This window comes from Massilia sp. CT11-137, assembly GCF_047302885.1.
In the GTDB taxonomy this organism is placed as follows: domain Bacteria; phylum Pseudomonadota; class Gammaproteobacteria; order Burkholderiales; family Burkholderiaceae_D; genus Telluria; species Telluria orientalis.
On the sequence record NZ_JBKYMP010000001.1, the window covers coordinates 1,954,865 to 1,973,830 of the forward strand.

The window sequence follows — 18,966 nt, forward strand, 5'->3', positions numbered from 1 at the left end:
GACGACATGAACACACAAGAACTCGCGCAGGAGCGCGCGGAGGATACGAGCCATTTCGGCTGGCTGCGCCAGCTCACGAAAACGGAGCGCCGCACCTTCATCGGCTGCAAGGTCGGCTACGCGCTGGACGCGATGGACACGCAATTCCTCAGCTTCGTCATTCCCACCCTGATCGCGACGTGGGGCCTGTCGAAAGGCGACGCCGGCCTGATCGGCACCGTCACGCTGCTCACGTCGTCGCTCGGCGGCTGGCTGGCCGGCATCCTGTCGGACCGCATCGGCCGCGTGAAGACGCTGCAGCTGACGATCCTGTGGTTCGCGCTGTTCACGGTGCTGAGCGGCTTTGCCCAGACCTTCGACCAGCTGCTCGTGACGCGCGGCCTGATGGGCTTCGGCATGGGCGGCGAATGGACGGCCGGCGCGATCCTGATGGGTGAGGTCATCCGTGCGAAGGACCGCGGCAAGGCGGTCGGCATGGTGCAGGCCGGATGGGCCCTCGGCTGGGGCGTCTCGGCGCTGCTGTACGCGCTGATGTTCTCGCTGCTGCCCCCCGAACTGGCGTGGCGCTCGCTGTTCCTGCTGGGGATCCTTCCTGCCATCTTCGTCATCTACATCCGCCGCTTCGTGGAAGAGCCGGACGTGTTCCTGGCCGAGCAGCGCCGCAGCGAGCACGCGGAGCAGGCGAAGTTCACCGAGATCTTCTCGCCGCAGATGCTGTCGACGACCGTGCGCGCCGTGCTGCTGACGACGGGCGCGCAGGGCGGCTACTACGCGATCACGACCTGGCTGCCCACGTTCCTGAAGACGGAACGCCACCTGACGGTGCTGGGCACCGGCGGCTACCTGGCGATGGTCATCGCCGGCTCGTACGTCGGCTACATCGTCAGCGCCTACCTGACGGACCGCCTGGGCCGCAAGCGCAACTTCATCCTGTTCGCGATCGGCTCGCTGGCGATCGCGCTGGCCTACACCCGGCTCCCGGTCACCGATAACGTGATGCTGGTGCTCGGCTTCCCGCTCGGCTTCCTCGTCTCCGGCGTCTTCAGCGGCATGGGCGCGTTCCTGACCGAGCTGTTCCCGACCCGCATGCGCGGTTCGGGCCAGGGTTTCTGCTACAGCATGGGGCGCGCGATCGGTTCGCTGTTCCCGTTCGCGATCGGCGCGGTCGGCCAGACGGTCCCGCTGGGCCACGCCATCGGCCTGTTCGCGGCCAGCGCCTACGGCATCATGGTCCTGGCCGCGCTGACCCTGCCCGAGACTCGCGGCAAGCGCCTCGAATCCTGATCCTTCCTGAATCCACGTACGACGATATCGCGCCCCGCGCGCCGGGGCGGCGCTTTGCCTGCGCACGCCCCGATATTTTGAAGAGGTAAGACCATGCATCATCAAGAGACGCATCAAGACAACACGCCGCGTTCGCGCTGGCAGTTCTGGATCGACCGCGGAGGCACGTTCACCGACATCGTCGCCCGCAAGCCGGACGGCGCGCTGGTGACGGCCAAGCTGCTGTCCGAAAATCCCGAGCAGTACCGCGACGCCGCCGTCGCCGGCATCCGCCGCCTGCTCGGCATCGCGCCCGACGCGCCGATCACGCCCGACCTCGTGGAAGCCGTCAAGATGGGCACGACGGTGGCGACGAACGCCCTGCTGGAGCGCAAGGGCGAGCGCACCGCGCTGCTGATCACCAAAGGGTTCAGGGACGCGCTGCGTATCGCCTACCAGAACCGTCCGCGCCTGTTCGACCGCCATCCCGTGCTGCCGCAGCTGCTGTACGAACGCGTCGTCGAAGTCGACGAGCGCGTGGGCGCGCACGGCGACGTGATCGTGCCGCTCGATACGGCTGCCGTCCGTATGCAACTGGCCGCTTTGCATGCCGCCGGCTTCCGCTCCGTCGCGATCGTGCTGATGCACGGCTACCGCTATCCCGATCACGAGCGCACGATTGCCGCCATCGCGGCGGAAACCGGCTTCACGCAGGTGTCCGTCTCGCACCAGGTCAGTCCGATGATGAAGCTCGTCTCGCGCGGCGACACGACGGTCGTCGATGCGTACCTGTCGCCGATCCTGCGCCGCTACGTGGACCAGGTCGCGGCCGAGATGGAAGGCGTGCGCCTGCTCTTCATGCAGAGCAATGGCGGCCTGACGGGCGCGCACCGCTTCCAGGGCAAGGACTCGATCCTGTCCGGCCCCGCCGGCGGCATCGTCGGCATGGTCGGCACGGCGCGCAAGGCCGGCTTCGGCAAGCTGATCGGCTTCGACATGGGCGGCACGTCCACCGACGTGTCGCACTACGCGGGCGAACTGGAGCGCGAATTCGAGACGCAGGTGGCCGGCGTGCGGATGCGCGCGCCGATGATGAGCATCCACACGGTGGCGGCGGGCGGCGGCTCGGTGCTGCACTTCGACGGCAGCCGCCTGCGCGTCGGCCCGGACAGCGCGGGTGCGAATCCCGGCCCGGCCAGCTACCGCCGCGGCGGTCCGCTCACGGTCACCGACTGCAACGTCATGCTCGGCAAGATCCAGCCCGCGCACTTCCCGGCGGTGTTCGGCCCGCACGCGGACGAGCCGCTGGACGCGGCCATCGTGCGCGAAAAATTCTCGGAGATCGCCGCGCGCATCGAACGCGAGACGGGCCAGCGCCGCACGCCGGAAGAGGTGGCCGAAGGCTTCCTGGAGATTGCGGTCGGCAGCATGGCCAACGCCATCAAGTTCATCTCGGTGCAGCGCGGCCACGACGTGACGGAATACACGCTGGCCACGTTCGGCGGCGCCGGCGGCCAGCACGCGTGCCTGGTGGCCGACGCCCTCGGCATGACCCGCATCTTCGCCCACCCGTTCGCCGGCGTGCTGTCCGCGTACGGCATGGGCCTCGCGAGCCAGACGGCGATGCGCGAGCGGACGATGGAAACGGCGCTGTCCGACGACACGACCGGCGCGGTGCGCGCCGCGCTCGATGCGCTGGCGCGGGAAGCGACCGATGAACTGCTGGCGCAGGGCATCGCGCTTGATGCCGTGCGCGTCGTCAAACGGGCGCACCTGCGCTACGAAGGCACGGATTCCGTCATCATCGTGCAGCACGACAGCGTGGCCTCGATGCAGGTGCAGTTCGAGGAAGCGTACGGCAAGCGTTATTCGTTCCTCATGCCTGACAAGGCGATCGTCATCGAGGCGATCTCGGTGGAAGCGATCGGCGCCACGGACGCCGGCAGCGCGCACGCCGCCGATCCCGCGCCGCGCACCGCGCCGCTGGCACCGCACGAGACGGTGGCCGTGTATTCGGGTGGCGAGTGGCACGACAGCGCGCTGTACCTGCGCGCGCAGACGCGGCCTGGCGATCGCATCGCGGGCCCCGCGATCATCGTCGAGGCGAACGGCACCAACGTGGTCGAACCGGGCTGGATCGCGGAAGTCACGGCGGACGACAACCTCGTGCTTCAGCGCGTGGCGCCGCGCGCGCGCCGCAAGGCCATCGGGACCGAGGCCGATCCGGTCATGCTCGAAGTCTTCAACAACCTGTTCATGAGCATCGCCGAGCAGATGGGCCTGCGCCTGCAGAACACGGCGGTGTCGGTGAACATCAAGGAGCGCCTGGACTTCTCGTGCGCGCTGTTCGACGCCGAGGGCAACCTGATCGCCAACGCGCCGCACATTCCCGTCCACCTGGGCTCCATGGGCGCGAGCATCCGCACCGTGATCGAAGCGAACCGCGGCCGCATGCGCGCGGGCGACGTCTACATGCTCAACGACCCGTACCACGGCGGCACGCACCTGCCGGACATCACCGTGATCACGCCCGTGTTCGACCGGGCAGGGAAGGACATCCTGTTCTACGTGGCGTCGCGCGGCCACCATGCGGACGTGGGCGGCATCGCGCCCGGGTCGATGCCGGCGAACAGCCGCAGGGTCGAGGAAGAGGGCGTCCTGATCGACAACTTCCAGCTGGTGCGCGAAGGCCGCTTCCTGGAACGCGAGACGATGGCGCTGCTGCGGTCGGGCGACTACCCGTGCCGTAACGTGGCGCAGAACATCGCCGACCTGCAGGCGCAGGTGGCCGCGAACCAGAAGGGCGTCGAGGAACTGCTGAAGATGGTCGACCAGTTCGGGCTCGACGTCGTGCAGGCCTACATGCGGCACGTGCAGGACAATGCCGAGGAAGCCGTGCGCCGCGTCGTCGGCGCGCTCACGGACGGCAGCTACACGTACCGCCTGGACAACGGCGCCGAGATCAAGGTGGCGATCCGCGTGGACCACGCCGCGCGCACGGCCGACATCGACTTCACCGGCACGTCGCCCCAGCTCGACAACAATTTCAACGCCCCGAGCTCGATCTGCATGGCGGCCGTGCTGTACGTGTTCCGCACGCTCGTCGACAACGACATCCCGCTCAACGCGGGCTGCCTGAAGCCGCTGAACGTGATCATCCCGGCAGGGTCGATGCTCAATCCGCGCTATCCGGCGGCCGTCGTCTCGGGTAACGTGGAGACGTCGAGCTGCATCACGAACGCCCTGTACGGCGCGCTCGGCGTGCAGGCGTCGTCACCCGGCACGATGAACAATTTCACGTTCGGGAATGCGGACTACCAGTACTATGAAACCATCGCGGGCGGCTCGGGCGCGGGCGAGGGTTTCAATGGCACCGACGTCGTCCAGACCAACATGACGAACTCGCGCCTGACGGATCCGGAGGTGCTCGAATGGCGCTATCCGGTGCGCCTGGACAGCTACGAGATTGCGCACGACTCCGGTGGCTGCGGACGCTGGCATGGCGGCAATGGCGGCGTGCGCAGGATCCGCTTCCTCGCGCCGATGACGGCCTCGATCCTGTCGAACAACCGCATCGTCCCGCCGTTCGGCATGGCGGGCGGAGAGCCCGGCAAGTGCGGCCGCAACTACGTCGTGCGCGCCGGCGGCAGGGTCGAGGAACTCGGCTTCGTGGCGACGACGGAGGTGCAGCCGGGCGACGTGTTCGTCGTCGAGACGCCAGGCGGCGGCGGGTATGCGCCGGCCGCGAACTACGAATAACCACAACGAGAAAGGGACAACGATGAAAACAATCCTGTGTGCCGGCGCGCTGGGCGCGCTCTGCATGAATGCCGTCGCCGCCGATGGCGCGTCGGTCAGCGTGTATGGCCTGGTCGACGTCGCGCTCGTCCGGGAAACGGGCGGCAGCGGCGGCGACGTCACCAAGCTCACGAGCGGCGTGGGCGCCGGCTCGCGGCTCGGCTTCAAGGGCCGCGAAGAACTGGGGAACGGCATCGCCGCCATCTTTTTGCTGGAGAGCGGCTTCCAGGCCGACACCGGCGCGCTGGGGCAGGGCGGGCTGCTGTTCGGGCGCCAGGCATATGCGGGGCTGCAGGGGGGCTTCGGCACGCTGACGGCGGGCCGCCAGTACACGCCGCAATACCTGACGGTGGTGATGGCCGATCCGTTCGCATCCGGCTACGCGGGCGATTCGAAGAACCTGATGGCCCCGACCGGCAACTCGGCCAGCCGCATGGACAACTCGCTGAAATACGTATCGCCCGCCATCGGCGGCGTGAGCGCGGAACTGGTGTATGGCGCCGGCGAGGTGACGGGAGACAGTGCAGCCGGCCGGCAGTTCGGCGGTGCGCTCGACTACACCAGCGGCCCGCTGCGCGTGCGGCTCGGCTACCACAACCGCAACAACGACACCGCGGCAATCAAAAATGCGGGCAGCGCGAAGAACACGGTGCTGGCCGCGGTCTACGACTTCGGCGTCGTGAAGGCGCACGTCGCGTACGGCGTCGACAAGGGCCTGAACAGTTCCCTGCTGCGCAACACGGCGAACCCGTACGGCCGGCCCGTCACGCCGGTCGCATCGAGCGACAGCCGCGACGTGCTGCTCGGCGCGACGATCCCGTCCGGCCCGCACACGTGGATGGTGTCGTGGATCCACAAGGACGACCGCGGCGCGCTCGACCAGGATGCGAGCCAGTATGCGCTGGGCTACCGCTATGCGCTGTCGCGCCGGACCGAGCTGTACACCTCGATCTCGCACATCGTGAACCGGCATGGCGCCAGCTATACGGTGGGCAGCGCCATCGAAGGGGGATCGGGGAACGGGGCGGTCGATGTGGGGATACGGCATGCGTTTTGATTGCGTAGGCATTCAAGACGATTAAGCTTGCCAAAACCCGATGGAAATACATGCTGTATGACCATGCAGCATGTATTTTCATCATACCGGATGCACCATGTCTCCTTCTCCCTTGCTTACGCCCGAAGTCGTCCTGCGAAACTACTTTCATGCCAAGGATGAAAATCGCCCCTGTTTGCTGGACCGCGTTTTCACATCCGATGCATCGCTCCACATCGACAATAGTTGCAGCAACATCACGTTCCCGACAGTCACGCAAGGGCGCGGCGCCATCGCCGATACGCTGGTCACGCAGTTCAACAAGACCTACGAGAACATCTACTCTTTCTATCTGGCGCGCCCACCGGAAGCTGCCGATGCTTTCTGCTGCGCGTGGCTCGTCGGCATGACGGAGAAGGACACGAAGAACACCCGCGTCGGATGCGGCACCTACGACTGGACGTTCAGTTCCGGATCGCCGCGTTTAGCCAGCGCGCTCGTGATTTCCATCCATGCCATGGTGGTGCTTCCGCCGAGCACGGCCAGTCTGGTATTTCCGTGGCTCCAGCGCGCGGGCTACCCTTGGACTTCGGCCGCGCGGGCTTGCAAATTCGCGCCGCCGCTGCCTGAGCTGGATCCCGTTGTTCAGCATCTCGAGCGCCACGCCATCGGCACCTGAGTCTTCCATCGAGAGGACGCGCTCCGTCCTCATCATCCGATTCTTTAATCAGGCATGCTCACTATAAAACTTTTTCTCGTACCAGCGTTTCTTGCGTTTATTACCTTTGCCGGAAAACGGTGGGGAGCCAACGTTGCGGGATGGCTCGCTGGGCTGCCTGTTGTTACTGGGCCAATCCTGTTTATTTTGGCTCTTGAGAATGATGCGAGCTTCGCTGCGGTCGCTGCAACCGCTTCGTTATCGGCGGTATTCGCATCTGTGTCGTTCAGTATTACCTATGCTCATGCATGCATACGATTCCGTTGCTTGCCCTCCTTGTTTTGCGGGCTGTTTGCATGGTTGGTGGCTGCTTTGATTTTGTCGTTTATTCCATCGTCAATATTATCTGCATTGGTGATCGCGCTTTCCACATTGGTTGCCGCGTCCCGCGCCTTTCCAAAGATATCCCGACAAGTCAGTTCGAATTCCATTCGTGCTTCTGAAATAATTTTTCGCATGATTGCCGGCGCAATTTTGACTGTGCTTGTCACCACGTTTTCTTCCTCACTTGGTGCGTCATGGAGTGGCCTGCTCGCAGTTTTTCCAATCCTGGCAATTGTTTTGGCGGCGTTTTCACATAAAACACAGGGCGCTGCATTTGCAGTCTCTTTGCTCCGCGGCATGGTAACCGGGCTTTATTCGTTTGTGGCGTTCTGCTTGACTCTGTCTGTTGCCCTAGTGCATGCCAGTCTTGCGCTCTCTTTCATATCTTCAATAGCGGCGGCGATTATCGTACAAGTGGCCACCAAAAACGTCATGAAATCCAAAGGCAGTTATGAACTTCATTCAAAATCAGACTGCGAGCCGCCAGTCCACTCATGACAACCTGTTCTCGCCATGATGGCGAGAGTACATCACCTCGAGAGTGCGCGTCGCTTGGCGCCCAAGGTGAAGGCATGTGTGATGCGAGGGCGCCGAGGTGGCAACTTTGACAGGCGACGATTCCCCTGCGTCAAAATAGTTATCGTCCAGACAGAACCAAGTCTCAGCATTGTTCACAACCTGACATTCAAGAAGATTAACCTTGCCAAAACCTGATGAGAATAGTACTGTATGTTTATACAGTATTTCTTCGCATCACACATGAATTGCTCAGGTTCAATATCTGCAGCGCCGGAATCCTTGCATCCGTCGCTCTGGCTTGCCTCGCAGCTGGCGCGTAGCGACACGCGCTGCATCGATACCGGCCATCCCACGCTGTCCGCCCAGTTGCCGGGCGGCGGTTGGCCGACGGGCACGCTCGTCGACCTGCTGCTGCAACAGCCCGGCATCGGCGAGATGCGCCTGCTGCGTCCCGCGCTGGCGGCGGTGGCGCAGCGGCGCATCGTGCTGCTGCAGCCGCCGCATCCGCCCCAGGCGCTGGCCATGGCCGCGCTCGGGGTGCCGCCCTCGCAACTGATCTGGCTGCGCGCGACCCGTACCGCGGACGCGTTGTGGGCCGCGGAACAGGTCTTGCGCAGCGGCAGTTGCGGGGCGCTGCTGTTTTGGCAGAACAATATCCGCGCCGAAAACCTGCGCCGCCTGCACCTGGCCGCGCAGGCGGGGGAAACCCTGTTCTTCATGATGCGTCCGCTGGCGGCCGGGCAGGACGCCTCGCCGGCGCCGCTGCGCCTGTCCCTGCGGCCGCAGGCGGGCGGCATCGAGATCGGTTTCGTCAAACGCCGCGGGCCGCAGCGTGACGCGACGCTGTTCCTTCCCTTGACCTCTTACCTGCCCAATCGCCATGCGCCTGTGGATCGCACTGCACCTGCCCCGGTTGCCGCTGGAAGTGTTCACACCGAGCTGGTCCACTGACACGGGCAGCGTCGTTCTCGAGCAGGAGCGCGTGCTGGTGGCCTCGCCATACGCGCAGGACGCCGGCGTGCGCACCGGCATGCGCCGCGGCGGCGTGCTGATGCTGCTGCCGGACGCGCGCATCCACGAGCGCGCGCCGGCGCTGGAGGCGGACGCGCGCCAGGCGGTGGCGCTGGCCCTGCTGCAGTACACGCCGCAGGTCGCGGAAGGGGAGGAATCGACCCTGCTGATGGACGTGGGCGCGAGCCTGCGCCTGTTCGGCGGCATCCGCGCGCTGTGCCGGCGCGTGCGCGCCAACGTGCGCGCGCTGGGCTTCACGGCCTCGCTCGCGTGCGCGCCCACCGCGCGCGGCGCGTGGCTGCTGGCGCGCGCGAATGCAGGCCGCGCCGTGCGCATGGAAGCGCTGTTGCGCCGGCTCGACCGGCTGGCGGTACTCCTGATGCCGCCGGCGCGGCCATACGCGGCCTGGTTCGAAGGTATCGGCTGCCACACGCTGGGCGACCTGCGCCGCCTGCCGCGCCCCGGCCTGCAGCGGCGCTGCGGCCGCGAGCTGCTCGACCTGCTCGACGCCGCCTACGGCCTCGTGCCGGAACTGTACGAGTGGATATCTCCGCCGGAAACCTTCCGCGCGCGCCTGGAACTGTACGACCGCATCGACGACGCCGACCTGCTGCTGGCGGGCGCGCAATGCCTGCTGCTGCAGCTGACGGGGTGGCTGTGCGCGCGCCAGCTGGCGGTGGAGCGCATCACCCTGCAGCTGGAGCACGAGCGGGGCCGGGTCGCGCGCCCGCCGACCGGCGTCGAGATCGTGCTGGCCGAGCCGACGTGGCGCGACGAGCACCTCGTGCGCCTGCTGAAGGAACGCCTGGGCCGGCTGACGCTGGAGGCGCCCGTGATCGGCCTCGCGCTGGAAGCGCTGCAGGTGCGGCCGATGGCGCCGCCGAACGCGTCGCTGTTCCCCGAGCCGGGCGGCAGCGAGGAAGACCGCATGCGCATGCTGGAACTGCTGGCCGCGCGCCTGGGCCCGGAAAACGTCCTGCAACCGCTGCCGCTGGCCGACTACCGCCCGGAACAGGCCAACGTCTGGGTGCCGGTGCAGCAAAAGGTCAGCGCCAAGGCCCGCAACGCGCAACTGCCGCCCGACGTCCTGAGCCTGCCGCGTCCCACATGGCTGCTGGCGCGGCCGATCGCGCTGCTGATGCGCGATCACCGGCCGTTCTATGGCTCACCGCTGCGGATGGCGTCGAATCCGGAGCGTATCGAGGCCGGCTGGTGGGATGGGCCGGAGACGCGCGACTACTTCATCGCCGAGGGACTCGATCACACGTTGTACTGGGTGTATCGGGAGCGGATCGGCAGGGGGGAGGATGGGCCGAAGTGGTTCTTGCACGGGTTGTTCGGGTGAGAAAATTTTTTATGGTGGACCGCAACTTTCAGGCTGCCGTCGGCGAACTGGGGAGTAGGGCGATCAGAGCATCGCCAACCAACTTTTCAAGGAGCTCACAATGGCACGATTCGGCACCTATCTGGCACAAGCGGCAACCATCCTGGCATTTTCGGCATCCCATGCGCTCGCCGCCTTGCCGGAAGGCGCGAAAGCCCCCGATTTCCGATTACAGGCCGCGCTTGCCGGCAAGCCGATGACGTTCTCGCTGGCGCAAGCATTGCGCCAGGGGCCTGTCGTGCTGTATTTCTTCCCCGCCGCATTCACGCAGGGCTGCACGCTGGAAGCGCATGCGTTCGCCGAAGCGACGGATGATTTCAGGAAGCTGAATGCGACGGTGATCGGCGTTACCGCGGGCAATGCCGACCGCGTCGCCGAGTTTTCGAAACTCGAATGCCGCGACAAGTTCGCGGTGGCGGCCGATCCCGGCGCCAAGGTGGCCGGGGAATACCAGACCCAGTTCAAGACCAAGGGCGGCACCCTGCTGTCCGAGCGCACCTCGTTCGTCATCGCACCCGACGGCAAGATCCTGCTCAGCTACACGGATGCCAACCCCGAACAGCACATCAGGAAAACCATGGATGCCGTCAAGGCATGGCATGACGCGGCCAAATGAACATGAGCATGAGCATGCCCGCAACCCTGGCCGCCGCCTTCCTGGGCGGGCTGATTCTCAACTTCATGCCCTGCGTCTTTCCGGTCATCTCGCTGAAAGCGTTTGGCCTCATCCGTCATGTCCACGACCGGCGCGCGGCGCGGGTGGAGGGACTCGCGTTCCTGGCAGGCGTCGTGGTCGCCATGCTCCTGCTGTGCGCCACGCTGTTGGCGGCACGGGCCAGTGGCGCCGCCGTCGGGTGGGGCTTCCAGTTGCAGTCGCCGGTATTGATTGCCACGCTGGCGCTCGTCATGCTCGCCCTGGCGCTCAACATGATGGGCGTGTTCGAGATCGGACTTGCCGCGCAGCGTCTCGGTAACCTCTCCGGCTCTCGCTCGGGGCCGCTCGGGGCCGCGTTGACCGGTGCGCTGGCGATCGTCGTGGCGACGCCGTGCACCGCGCCGTTCATGGCGGGCGCCGTCGGCGCCGCGCTGCTGCGTCCGCCGGCCGAGGGCGTGGCGATTTTTCTTGCGCTGGCGCTGGGCTTTGCCGCGCCTTTCACCGTCGTGGCGCTCGTACCGGCCTGCGCGCGGCTCTTGCCGAAGCCCGGTGCGTGGATGGCGACGCTCAAGCACGTGCTGGCGTTCCCGATGCTGGGCGCGGCGGCATGGCTGGCGTGGGTCCTCGACCGGCAGGGAGGCTCCGCCGCACTGGGCGCGCTGCTCGCGGCGGCCGTGGTACTGGGATTGGCCGCCTGGGTGTACGGCCTGGCACAACGGCGCCAGATTGCCGGATTGCGTTACCGGCCGCTGCTGGGCTTTGCCGTGCTTCTTGTCGCGGGCGTGGGCGTGTCCCTGGCCGGCCTGCCGGCGACGAGCGATGGCGGGGGCGGGCCGGCACGCGCGGAGACGCCGGTCGCGTGGACACCGCGCGCCGTCGCTGCGCAGCGCGGACACGGCAAGCCGATCTTCGTCAATTTCACCGCTTCCTGGTGCATCACATGCCAGGTCAACGATCGCGCGGCGTTATCCACCACGGTCGTGAAAGAGGCATTGGCCCGGACGGACACGATCTACATGGTCGCCGACTCCACCACATATAATCCGGAGATCGACCAGGCCATCAACCAGTTCGGCCGGGGAGGACTGCCCGTGTACGTCGTGTATCCGGCCGATGGGGGCGCACCGGCGCTGCTGCCGCAACTGCTCAGTCCGGATATCGTGGTGTCCGCCTTGAAAAAGGCTTCGGCAAACAAGTCTTGAACAACGCAACCGAGAACGATGCTTCGAGAGCGGCATGGCCGCAGCTCATGCTCCGCGCCCAGGACGGCGACCAGGCGGCGTACTGTCGCCTGTTGAAGGCGATCGTACCCGTCATCCGCGCGCTCGTGCGACGAAAAATCCATCAGGACGATGCGTTGGTCGAAGACGTGGTGCAGGACGTCCTGCTGACCGTCCACCGGGTCCGGCACACCTATGATCCCGATCGGCCCTTCTTGCCGTGGCTGTCCGCCATCGTCGCCGCGCGCGCCATCGACGCGCTGCGTGCGCGCGGCCGCAGGGAACATTGGGAGGTGAGCGATGACGAGGCCGTGCTCGGGCATCCGGACGAATCCAGCCCGGATGGGCAGGCGCAGCGGCAAGTGGATCATTTGCTGAGCCGTCTCCCCGCGCGTCAACGGCGGGTGGTTGAACTTGTCCATTTATCCGACATGAGCCTCGCCGACGCCGCGGCGGCCAGCAGCACGACGCTGGCGGCAGTGAAGTCCCTGCTGCACCGCGCTTTCGCCACACTTCGCCGCAACAAGGAAACCGACCATGAATAATCACGATGCCCTGATCGAACGGCTGTGCCGCGACGCGCATCCCGTGAAGCGGACCGCACCGTCCTGGCGCCGGGCGGCAGGATGGATGCTCGTGGCGCTGCCCTGCGGCTTTCTCGCCTCCCGGATCCTGCCGCAGGCACGCCCGGACTGGTCCAGCCCGGGTGCGTTGTGGGCAGGGTTATGGGTCGTGGCATCGTTCTGCCTCGGGATGCTTGCCATCGGAACAGCCTTTGCCCTCAGCATTGCCGGGCAACGCATCAGGCATTGGCGCGGCCTTGCCGCACTGACCGCTGCCTGGTTACTGATCGGCCTGACCGGTGTGGCGAATTCGATGGACAAGATCGGACATGCCGGAGACGGGATCTATTGTTACGCCTTCCTCATGGTCGTCGGCCTGCCGATGGTCGCGATCATGGTTGCCGCGATCCGGCGTACCCGCTCGCTGCATCCGGTCCGTAGCCTGGCCGTTGCGGGCCTGGGGATCGCGGCGACGTCGCAAATGCTGCTGGGGCTGTGTCACCCGGTGGCAGGGCAATTGTTCGACCTGGCGATGCACCTGGCCGCCACCATCACCCTCGTCGCGTTCACATCGCTCGCGGGGCGGCGCTGGGTCAGGATCTGATCTCATTTGCAGGGCCGCTTGCTCCTCTCCAGCATCGCATCCATTTGCGCCTGCGTCAGTACCTGGGGCATCGGCTCCTCGACAGGATTGCCGTCCGCATCGAAGCGCAGCGGTGGGCGCGGCGGCTCGTTGGGGCAGGCCGGCACGGCGCGCGGCAGCGACACCGCCAGTGCGAACAACCGGTCGCGCAACGGGACGCGCACGACGTTGGCATCGACCCACAGCTGGTAGCCGCGCCGGCCTTCGAACCAGGACAGCACCGAGACCGCCTTGCCTGACGAGGTTTCCATGATGACGAGCCTGGCCGGCAGGCCATTGATGCGTTCCGGCTCGTCTTTCGGATCGCGCCAGCTGCGGCTGCCGTCGGCCGACATGTCGTGTTCGAACAGCGTGACCTGGTGCCCGTCCGGCATGCGGAAGCCGCGGTACAGGCGCGAGGGGATGTCGTTGACATATTCGGCCCGGCCGCCCAGGCTCTCGAACTGCGCGAACGGCGTGTGCGTCAGGTCGACCGGCGGGAACGCCAGCTTGCGGGTGGCCCTCGCGAGCGACTGGAACCCGATGTCGTAACGATCGAGATCGATCGCGCACACGCGCTCGACACCATCCTTCTGCGTGCCGGCCGCGTGCCGGGACCGGTCGACGCTGCACTGGTAGTCCCGCACGCCGGTACGGACGATCGAACCGGAGGCGATGGCCACGGCGACGCCGGCCACGGCCAGCAATCCGCGCTTGACGGGCGAGGGCGCGGGCGCGGGTTTCCACAACCGCCGCCCGCCCCAGCGGCACAGCCAGGCCAGCCCGAGGACCGGCAGCGCCATCGTGGCGGTCACGCGCAGCACGTCGAGCAACGGCGCGTGCAGCCAGGCGACGCAGAACAGGACATATATGCCGGCCGCCAGCAGGGCGAGCGCATTGACGACGTGCCCGGCCGACCAGAACAGCAGACCGGCGACGCTTTTCGTGCCCTTGACAATGGCGAACCGCATGGCAACCTCACTCAATGGAACACGCGGCATAGCAACTCCACGCTCCCGAAAGCTCACGCATTCCCACCCGGGCAGGGCCATGCGTAACGTGCCGGGTGAAGCGCCATCCTGGTGTATCTTCAGGGTGGCATCTTGCCGTCCCGGCCACCGGCGTCGCGCCTTTCCAGTGAGGACATCATGGACGCATCACCTGTTCTGCCACCCTCTGCAACCGCTTTGGGTATTTCGTTCGACGGCCGCGCCTATCACTATCGGGAATACAGCTACGAGCGCATCGCGGACGCGCTCGCGTATGCACGACAGGACCGGGACAGGCCCGGTTTTCGCGAAGAGACGACGCCGCGCCAGTGGAAGCAATGGGCCGGCCCGACGCCGGAAGAACGGCTGCACATGGCGGCGCACGGCATCGTGTACGAACACGGACGCTATTGCTATGGCCCGTATCGCTACGACCTGTTGTCCGCCGCGCTCGCGTATGCGCAGCATGCGCCCGGCTCGCCAGGCCGGGCGGCTGACGCGTTTTGCGCGGCGCCTTGGCGATTTCAAACTTCTCTTTCCGGCGCCCATTACACGAAAATACATTTGCGGATTTCCGGTGTGCGCGCCAAAAAGAGCGCATAGTAAGCCACTTGCACGCGATCTTCAGCGATCGTCATCCTTCGAGGCAGCCATGCTGCTCCGCCCATCGAACGCCACGCGCCTCGGCGCATCCCTCCGGCGTCCCATCGCATTCCCGTTACTTACTTTTTAAATAAAGGTACTCCATGTATCCATTCCCGCAATCCGTCAATCCCGCCCTCCGCTCGCACATCGACGCCCAAGTCGCATTCTTCAACGAACTGTCCCAGGTCATGTCGCGTGCCTTCCAGCAGGCCGGCCAACTGAATATGCAGTTGAACCAGACGCTGTTCGAGGAAGTCGCCAATGCCGGCCAGCGCCTGTTGACGATCGATCGCCCGGCCGACGCGATGTCGGTCGCGGCAGCGCATGCCCAGCCCGCTACCGACAAGCTGCGCGCTTACCACCACCATCTTTCGCAGCTGGCCGCGTCGACCCAGGTCGACCTGACGCGCGTCGCCGAGCAGCACGTGCAGGAGACGTCACGTACCGCCCGCGTGCTGGCCGACGACGTCACCCGCGCCGCCGCCGAAGAAACGGACAAGAGCCTGCGCCAGCAGGAGGAAACCATCAAGAGCTTCCGCGATCCGTTCGAAGGCAACGGCACACGCGGCAACAAGGCCGGCGCACAATACCAGGGCAACCTGCAAAGCGGCGGTGACGAAGCCAGTGCCCGCGTCGAGGCCGAAGGTCCGGCCGGCAAAGTCAGCGCCCAGGGCAATATGCAAGGCAACCAGGCCCGCCAACCCGCGAACAAGACCCCCGGCCAGACACGTTGATACGCTTCCCGGGCCCGTGCGGCGGCGACCATCGGGTCCCGCCGCTGCGGTACCGGCATCGATGCATGGTTGTCCTTTTCGCCGTCTTCCCTTGGAACACGGCGTTTTTTATTTCACAGGCGGGGTCCAGCGCCGGGCGACGATGTGGAAGCTTACCGCGAGCTCGTCCTGCACCGCCAGCAGCCCGGCGCCCACGGCGAATGGCGTGATGCCGAAATCGGTCTGCTTCAGGCGCGCCGTGCCGCTCGCCGTCACCTGCGCCGCATCGACGTGCACCGCGGCCGGCAGTTCCAGCCGGCGCGTCGTGCCGTGCAGCGTGACGGCGACGCGCAGCCGGCCATCCGCCGGCAGCTCGGCATGCAGCGTCACGACCGGATAGCGCTCGGCGTCGAGCACCGGGCCGAGCATGTTCTTGCGCGTGCCTTCGACCGCTTCCGGCGACGGCGACGTGCCGATGCCCGCGCCGCGCAGCAGTTGCGGTTCGTCGATCGTGAGCTGGTCGAGGCGGAACGAGACGTCGGCACGGCCCATGCCGGGCGCGGCATAGCCGGTCAAGGTGTGGCTGGCCACGACGTGGTCATGCCCGAGCCGCGCCATCAGGCCGCCGCGACGTACCGTCACGGCCACCAGCGAGGCGTCCGGGTCGATTGCGTAGACGGCAGTGCCGGACGCCGCAGCCGTGCGGTACGCATCCAGGCCTGTTGCCAAGGCGGGCACCAGCGGTGCCTGCGGCGCCAGCGGCTGCCCGCAGGCGGTCAGCAGCACCAGCAACGGCAGGAGGCGCCCCGGTACGTTCATGCCCGCTGTCGCAGCGCCCGCTCGATCTTCTGGTCGGTCTTGAACTGGCTGAGCGCATACACGGCCCAGATGGTGGCCGGCAGCCAGCCGATCAGCGTGATCTGCAGGATCAGGCAGATGATGCCGGCGATCGGGCGGCCGATGGTGAAAAAGGTCAGCCAGGGCAGGACCAGGGCGATGATGAGGCGCATGTTGTTCTCCTTCAGGTAAGCCACCAGCATAGCGCCTTCGCGGCCCCGAAAGCTCACGCATTTCCACCCGCGGAACGCGATTTCAAGCAAAGATTGCCGGCTTGTTCCACAATGCGGATTGCAACGAACACGGAACCATCATGCTCACCGAACGTATCGACTTTCCCGGCCTCCACGGCAAGCTCTCCGCCAAGCTGGACGCCCCCACCGGCACGCCGCGCGCGTACGGCATCTTTGCCCACTGCTTCACTTGCAGCAAGGACGTACTGGCCGCCACCTTCATCTCGCGCGGCCTGGCGAGCCTGGGCGTGGCCGTGCTGCGCTTCGACTTCGCCGGCCTCGGGGCCAGCCACGGCGATTTTGCCGACACCAATTTTTCGTCCAACGTCGAGGACCTCGTCGCGGCCGCCGACACCATGCGCGCGAAGTTCGCGGCGCCGCAGCTCCTGATCGGCCACAGCCTGGGCGGCGCGGCCGTGCTGGCGGCGGCCCAGCGCGTGCCGGAAGCGAAGGCCATCGTGACGATCGCCGCGCCCAGCGATCCGCACTACGTCGTGAACACGCTGCTGGGCGAGCACCTCGACACGATCGCGCAACTGGGCGAGGCGCGGGTAAAACTGGCCGGGCGCGATTTCAATATCCGCCAGCACTTCGTCGAGGACGCCGGCCGGCACCGGCTGCACGAGAAGATCGCCACCCTCGGCCGCGCGCTGCTCGTGATGCACGCGCCGCAGGACGACACCGTCAGCATGGACAACGCCACCCGCATCTTCGAACTGGCGCAGCATCCGAAGAGTTTCATCTCGCTCGACGGCATGGACCACCTGATCACGCGGCGCGAGGATGCCGCCTACGTGGCCGGCGTCATCTCGGCATGGAGCGCGCGCTATCTCGACGGGAGCGGCGCATGATCGGGTTCGAACGGCGGCGCGACCGCTTCGACTTCTTCGACCGCATGGAGAGCCCCGCGGTCAACCTGTGCTTCACGCTGGACGTGCCCGATTTCCGGCCGTGGTGCAAGGCGCAGGGCCTCGCACCTTTCCACGTGATGCTGTGCGCCTTGCTGCGCGCGGTGCTGAAGGTGGAGAACTTCCGCTACCGTATCGTGGACGGTAAGGTCATCCGCATCGACCGCCTCGTGCCGTCGTTCACCGTGATGAACCAGCACGGCGACCTGAATTTCGCGCAGTTCGACTGGTCCGACGACGTGCGCGAATTCGTCGCGCGCGGCCAGGCGGCGCGGGAAGAGGCGTCGAGCATGACGGCGCTGAACGTCAAATATCGCACGATGTCGCCGCGCGACGCGAAGGACCAGGTGTTCGTCACCTGCATGCCGTGGCTCGATTTCACCTCGATCCAGCATCCGATGGCGTCCATCGCCGCGCCGGACATTCCGTCGTTCGCGTGGGGCCGTTTCCGCGACGGGCCGGACGGCCTGCAGCTGCCGTTCTCCGTGCAGGCGCATCACGGCTTCGTCGACGGCTGGCACATCCATCTGCTGGGGCGCCAGGTGGCCGACGAGCTGGCGGCGATCATCCGTTGAACGCGATGCCGTCGTTCCCGCGAAGGCGGGAACCCAAGTTTTGCATGCGTTGGCACGACGCATGCAACTTGGATCTCCGCCCGCGCGGGGATGACGACTCGAAGTCACGCGCATCTTAATCTCCGCCGCACCCACCTCCGCAGCTGCTGCCGCAACCGCTGCCGCCGCCGTCGCATCCACCGTCGCCGCCGCCATCGGCGCAGGCGTCGCCACCGTCCGCGAAGGCCATGCCGCCGCAGGAACTTCCGTCGGCGCCGGCTTCACGCCGGCCCAGGTGGGCGGCCAGCAGGTGCCGGTCGACGACGCCCGCCGCAACCAGCACCGTCAGCGCCAGTTCCGGATGCGGCCGCGCGCGCCACATGCCGCGGCCACGTTCGTTCAGGCGCGTGTGGACGATCTCGCCGGCGCGGCTCCAGTAGCCGTGCCCGCCCGGCATGCGCAGTTGCGCGTCCAGGCCGAACAGCGCGGGCAGGCGCATGCTGCGTGGCTTGATGCCGTCGCGTTCACGGCAGGCCGCGAACGTGTGCAGCAGGGCGTTCCCGACGAGCGCCGCCCGTTCCACGTGCGGCACGACCACGCCGAAATGGCGCAGGCAGAAGCGCTCCAGCGACACCGGGTTCCAGCGCAGCCACGCGTGCCACACCGAGTCCGCCGCTTCCGACGGCAGGGCGCAGGGCCGGCCGCTGTGCCGCACCGCGTCGAAGAAGCGCAGCAGGCCTTCCGCCGCGCGGGCATAAAAAAAGGCATCCGTCCGGATGCCTTCGTATTCGCGCGGCGCGCTCGCGCGCCATTGACTTTCCAGTCCCGCCGGCAGGTCCGCCAGCGCGGCCTGCCAGGGCGAGGTGCGCCGCAGCCGTGCGGCGCGCAGTTCACTCAGTTTGTCTATTATCCACTTCATGTTGCCCCCCTGTTTGTTGTTGTCGGCAGGTCCAGCTTACGGGGCAAATATGACG

At 66.5% G+C, this 18,966-nt stretch carries 19 protein-coding genes; 15 read left to right on the forward strand and 4 right to left on the reverse strand.

The window, feature by feature from the left end; translation table 11 throughout:
* Positions 1–6: 6 nt before the first annotated feature.
* The 11 genes from ACEN98_RS08785 (at position 7) to ACEN98_RS08835 (ending at position 13,095) form a co-directional block, all read left to right on the forward strand.
* Positions 7–1,284: an MFS transporter gene (locus ACEN98_RS08785; RefSeq protein WP_413383528.1), complete on the forward strand. Its 1,278-nt coding sequence runs from the start codon at positions 7–9 to the stop codon at positions 1,282–1,284.
* 93 nt (positions 1,285–1,377) lie between these two features.
* Complete coding sequence (locus tag ACEN98_RS08790; protein WP_413383530.1) at positions 1,378–5,022, forward strand: hydantoinase B/oxoprolinase family protein; 3,645 nt, start codon at positions 1,378–1,380, stop codon at positions 5,020–5,022.
* Between the two features lie 22 nt (positions 5,023–5,044).
* Complete coding sequence (locus ACEN98_RS08795; RefSeq protein WP_413340493.1) at positions 5,045–6,118, forward strand: porin; 1,074 nt, start codon at positions 5,045–5,047, stop codon at positions 6,116–6,118.
* Positions 6,119–6,215: 97 nt separating this feature from the next.
* Positions 6,216–6,776 (forward strand): hypothetical protein, encoded by a 561-nt coding sequence (locus ACEN98_RS08800; protein ID WP_413383532.1) that lies wholly within the window; start codon positions 6,216–6,218, stop codon positions 6,774–6,776.
* A 54-nt stretch (positions 6,777–6,830) separates the two neighbouring features.
* Complete coding sequence (locus ACEN98_RS08805; RefSeq protein ID WP_413383533.1) at positions 6,831–7,637, forward strand: hypothetical protein; 807 nt, start codon at positions 6,831–6,833, stop codon at positions 7,635–7,637.
* Positions 7,638–7,898: 261 nt separating this feature from the next.
* Positions 7,899–8,609 carry a translesion DNA synthesis-associated protein ImuA gene (gene imuA, locus ACEN98_RS08810; protein WP_413385966.1) on the forward strand — a complete coding sequence of 237 codons (711 nt, stop codon included), beginning with the start codon at positions 7,899–7,901 and terminating at the stop codon, positions 8,607–8,609.
* A complete protein-coding gene (locus ACEN98_RS08815; RefSeq protein WP_413383535.1) occupies positions 8,539–10,014 on the forward strand; it encodes a Y-family DNA polymerase in 1,476 nt (491 codons plus the stop codon). Before imuA ends, ACEN98_RS08815 begins: the two co-directional genes overlap by 71 nt.
* A gap of 100 nt (positions 10,015–10,114) precedes the next feature.
* Entirely contained in the window at positions 10,115–10,669 is a 555-nt protein-coding gene (locus ACEN98_RS08820) for a peroxiredoxin (RefSeq protein ID WP_056136532.1), read from the forward strand.
* The gene (locus tag ACEN98_RS08825; RefSeq protein ID WP_413383537.1) at positions 10,666–11,910 is read left to right on the forward strand and encodes a protein-disulfide reductase DsbD family protein; all 1,245 of its coding nucleotides are present in this window, start codon (positions 10,666–10,668) and stop codon (positions 11,908–11,910) included. Before ACEN98_RS08820 ends, ACEN98_RS08825 begins: the two co-directional genes overlap by 4 nt.
* Positions 11,907–12,473, forward strand: coding sequence for a sigma-70 family RNA polymerase sigma factor (locus ACEN98_RS08830; protein WP_413341818.1), 567 nt, complete (start codon positions 11,907–11,909; stop codon positions 12,471–12,473). Before ACEN98_RS08825 ends, ACEN98_RS08830 begins: the two co-directional genes overlap by 4 nt.
* Positions 12,466–13,095, forward strand: coding sequence for an NrsF family protein (locus ACEN98_RS08835; protein ID WP_413341820.1), 630 nt, complete (start codon positions 12,466–12,468; stop codon positions 13,093–13,095). Before ACEN98_RS08830 ends, ACEN98_RS08835 begins: the two co-directional genes overlap by 8 nt.
* Before the next feature lie 2 nt (positions 13,096–13,097).
* Here ACEN98_RS08835 and ACEN98_RS08840 read toward each other — a convergent pair whose 3' ends face one another.
* Positions 13,098–14,084 (reverse strand): hypothetical protein, encoded by a 987-nt coding sequence (locus tag ACEN98_RS08840; protein WP_413383539.1) that lies wholly within the window; start codon positions 14,082–14,084, stop codon positions 13,098–13,100.
* Positions 14,085–14,261: 177 nt separating this feature from the next.
* On the opposite strand from ACEN98_RS08840, the gene ACEN98_RS08845 reads away from it, so the two are divergent.
* Both ACEN98_RS08845 and ACEN98_RS08850 read left to right on the forward strand, forming a co-directional pair.
* Positions 14,262–14,705: a hypothetical protein gene (locus ACEN98_RS08845; RefSeq protein ID WP_413383541.1), complete on the forward strand. Its 444-nt coding sequence runs from the start codon at positions 14,262–14,264 to the stop codon at positions 14,703–14,705.
* A gap of 143 nt (positions 14,706–14,848) precedes the next feature.
* Positions 14,849–15,481 (forward strand): phasin family protein, encoded by a 633-nt coding sequence (locus ACEN98_RS08850; protein WP_413383543.1) that lies wholly within the window; start codon positions 14,849–14,851, stop codon positions 15,479–15,481.
* Between the two features lie 108 nt (positions 15,482–15,589).
* On the opposite strand, the gene ACEN98_RS08855 is transcribed toward ACEN98_RS08850, so the two are convergent.
* Both ACEN98_RS08855 and ACEN98_RS08860 read right to left on the reverse strand, forming a co-directional pair.
* On the reverse strand, positions 15,590–16,279 hold the full coding sequence (locus tag ACEN98_RS08855; RefSeq protein WP_413383545.1) for a YceI family protein: 690 nt from the start codon (positions 16,277–16,279) through the stop codon (positions 15,590–15,592).
* Complete coding sequence (locus tag ACEN98_RS08860; protein WP_056136544.1) at positions 16,276–16,470, reverse strand: YqaE/Pmp3 family membrane protein; 195 nt, start codon at positions 16,468–16,470, stop codon at positions 16,276–16,278. Before ACEN98_RS08860 ends, ACEN98_RS08855 begins: the two co-directional genes overlap by 4 nt.
* A gap of 140 nt (positions 16,471–16,610) precedes the next feature.
* Between ACEN98_RS08860 and ACEN98_RS08865 the strand changes: the two genes are divergently transcribed.
* Both ACEN98_RS08865 and ACEN98_RS08870 read left to right on the forward strand, forming a co-directional pair.
* The gene (locus tag ACEN98_RS08865; RefSeq protein ID WP_413383547.1) at positions 16,611–17,381 is read left to right on the forward strand and encodes an alpha/beta hydrolase family protein; all 771 of its coding nucleotides are present in this window, start codon (positions 16,611–16,613) and stop codon (positions 17,379–17,381) included.
* Entirely contained in the window at positions 17,378–18,013 is a 636-nt protein-coding gene (locus ACEN98_RS08870) for a CatA-like O-acetyltransferase (protein ID WP_413383549.1), read from the forward strand. The genes ACEN98_RS08865 and ACEN98_RS08870 overlap by 4 nt, the downstream gene beginning before the upstream one ends.
* Positions 18,014–18,128: 115 nt before the next feature.
* Here ACEN98_RS08870 and ACEN98_RS08875 read toward each other — a convergent pair whose 3' ends face one another.
* On the reverse strand, positions 18,129–18,911 hold the full coding sequence (locus ACEN98_RS08875; protein ID WP_413383551.1) for a hypothetical protein: 783 nt from the start codon (positions 18,909–18,911) through the stop codon (positions 18,129–18,131).
* Positions 18,912–18,966: the final 55 nt, after the last annotated feature.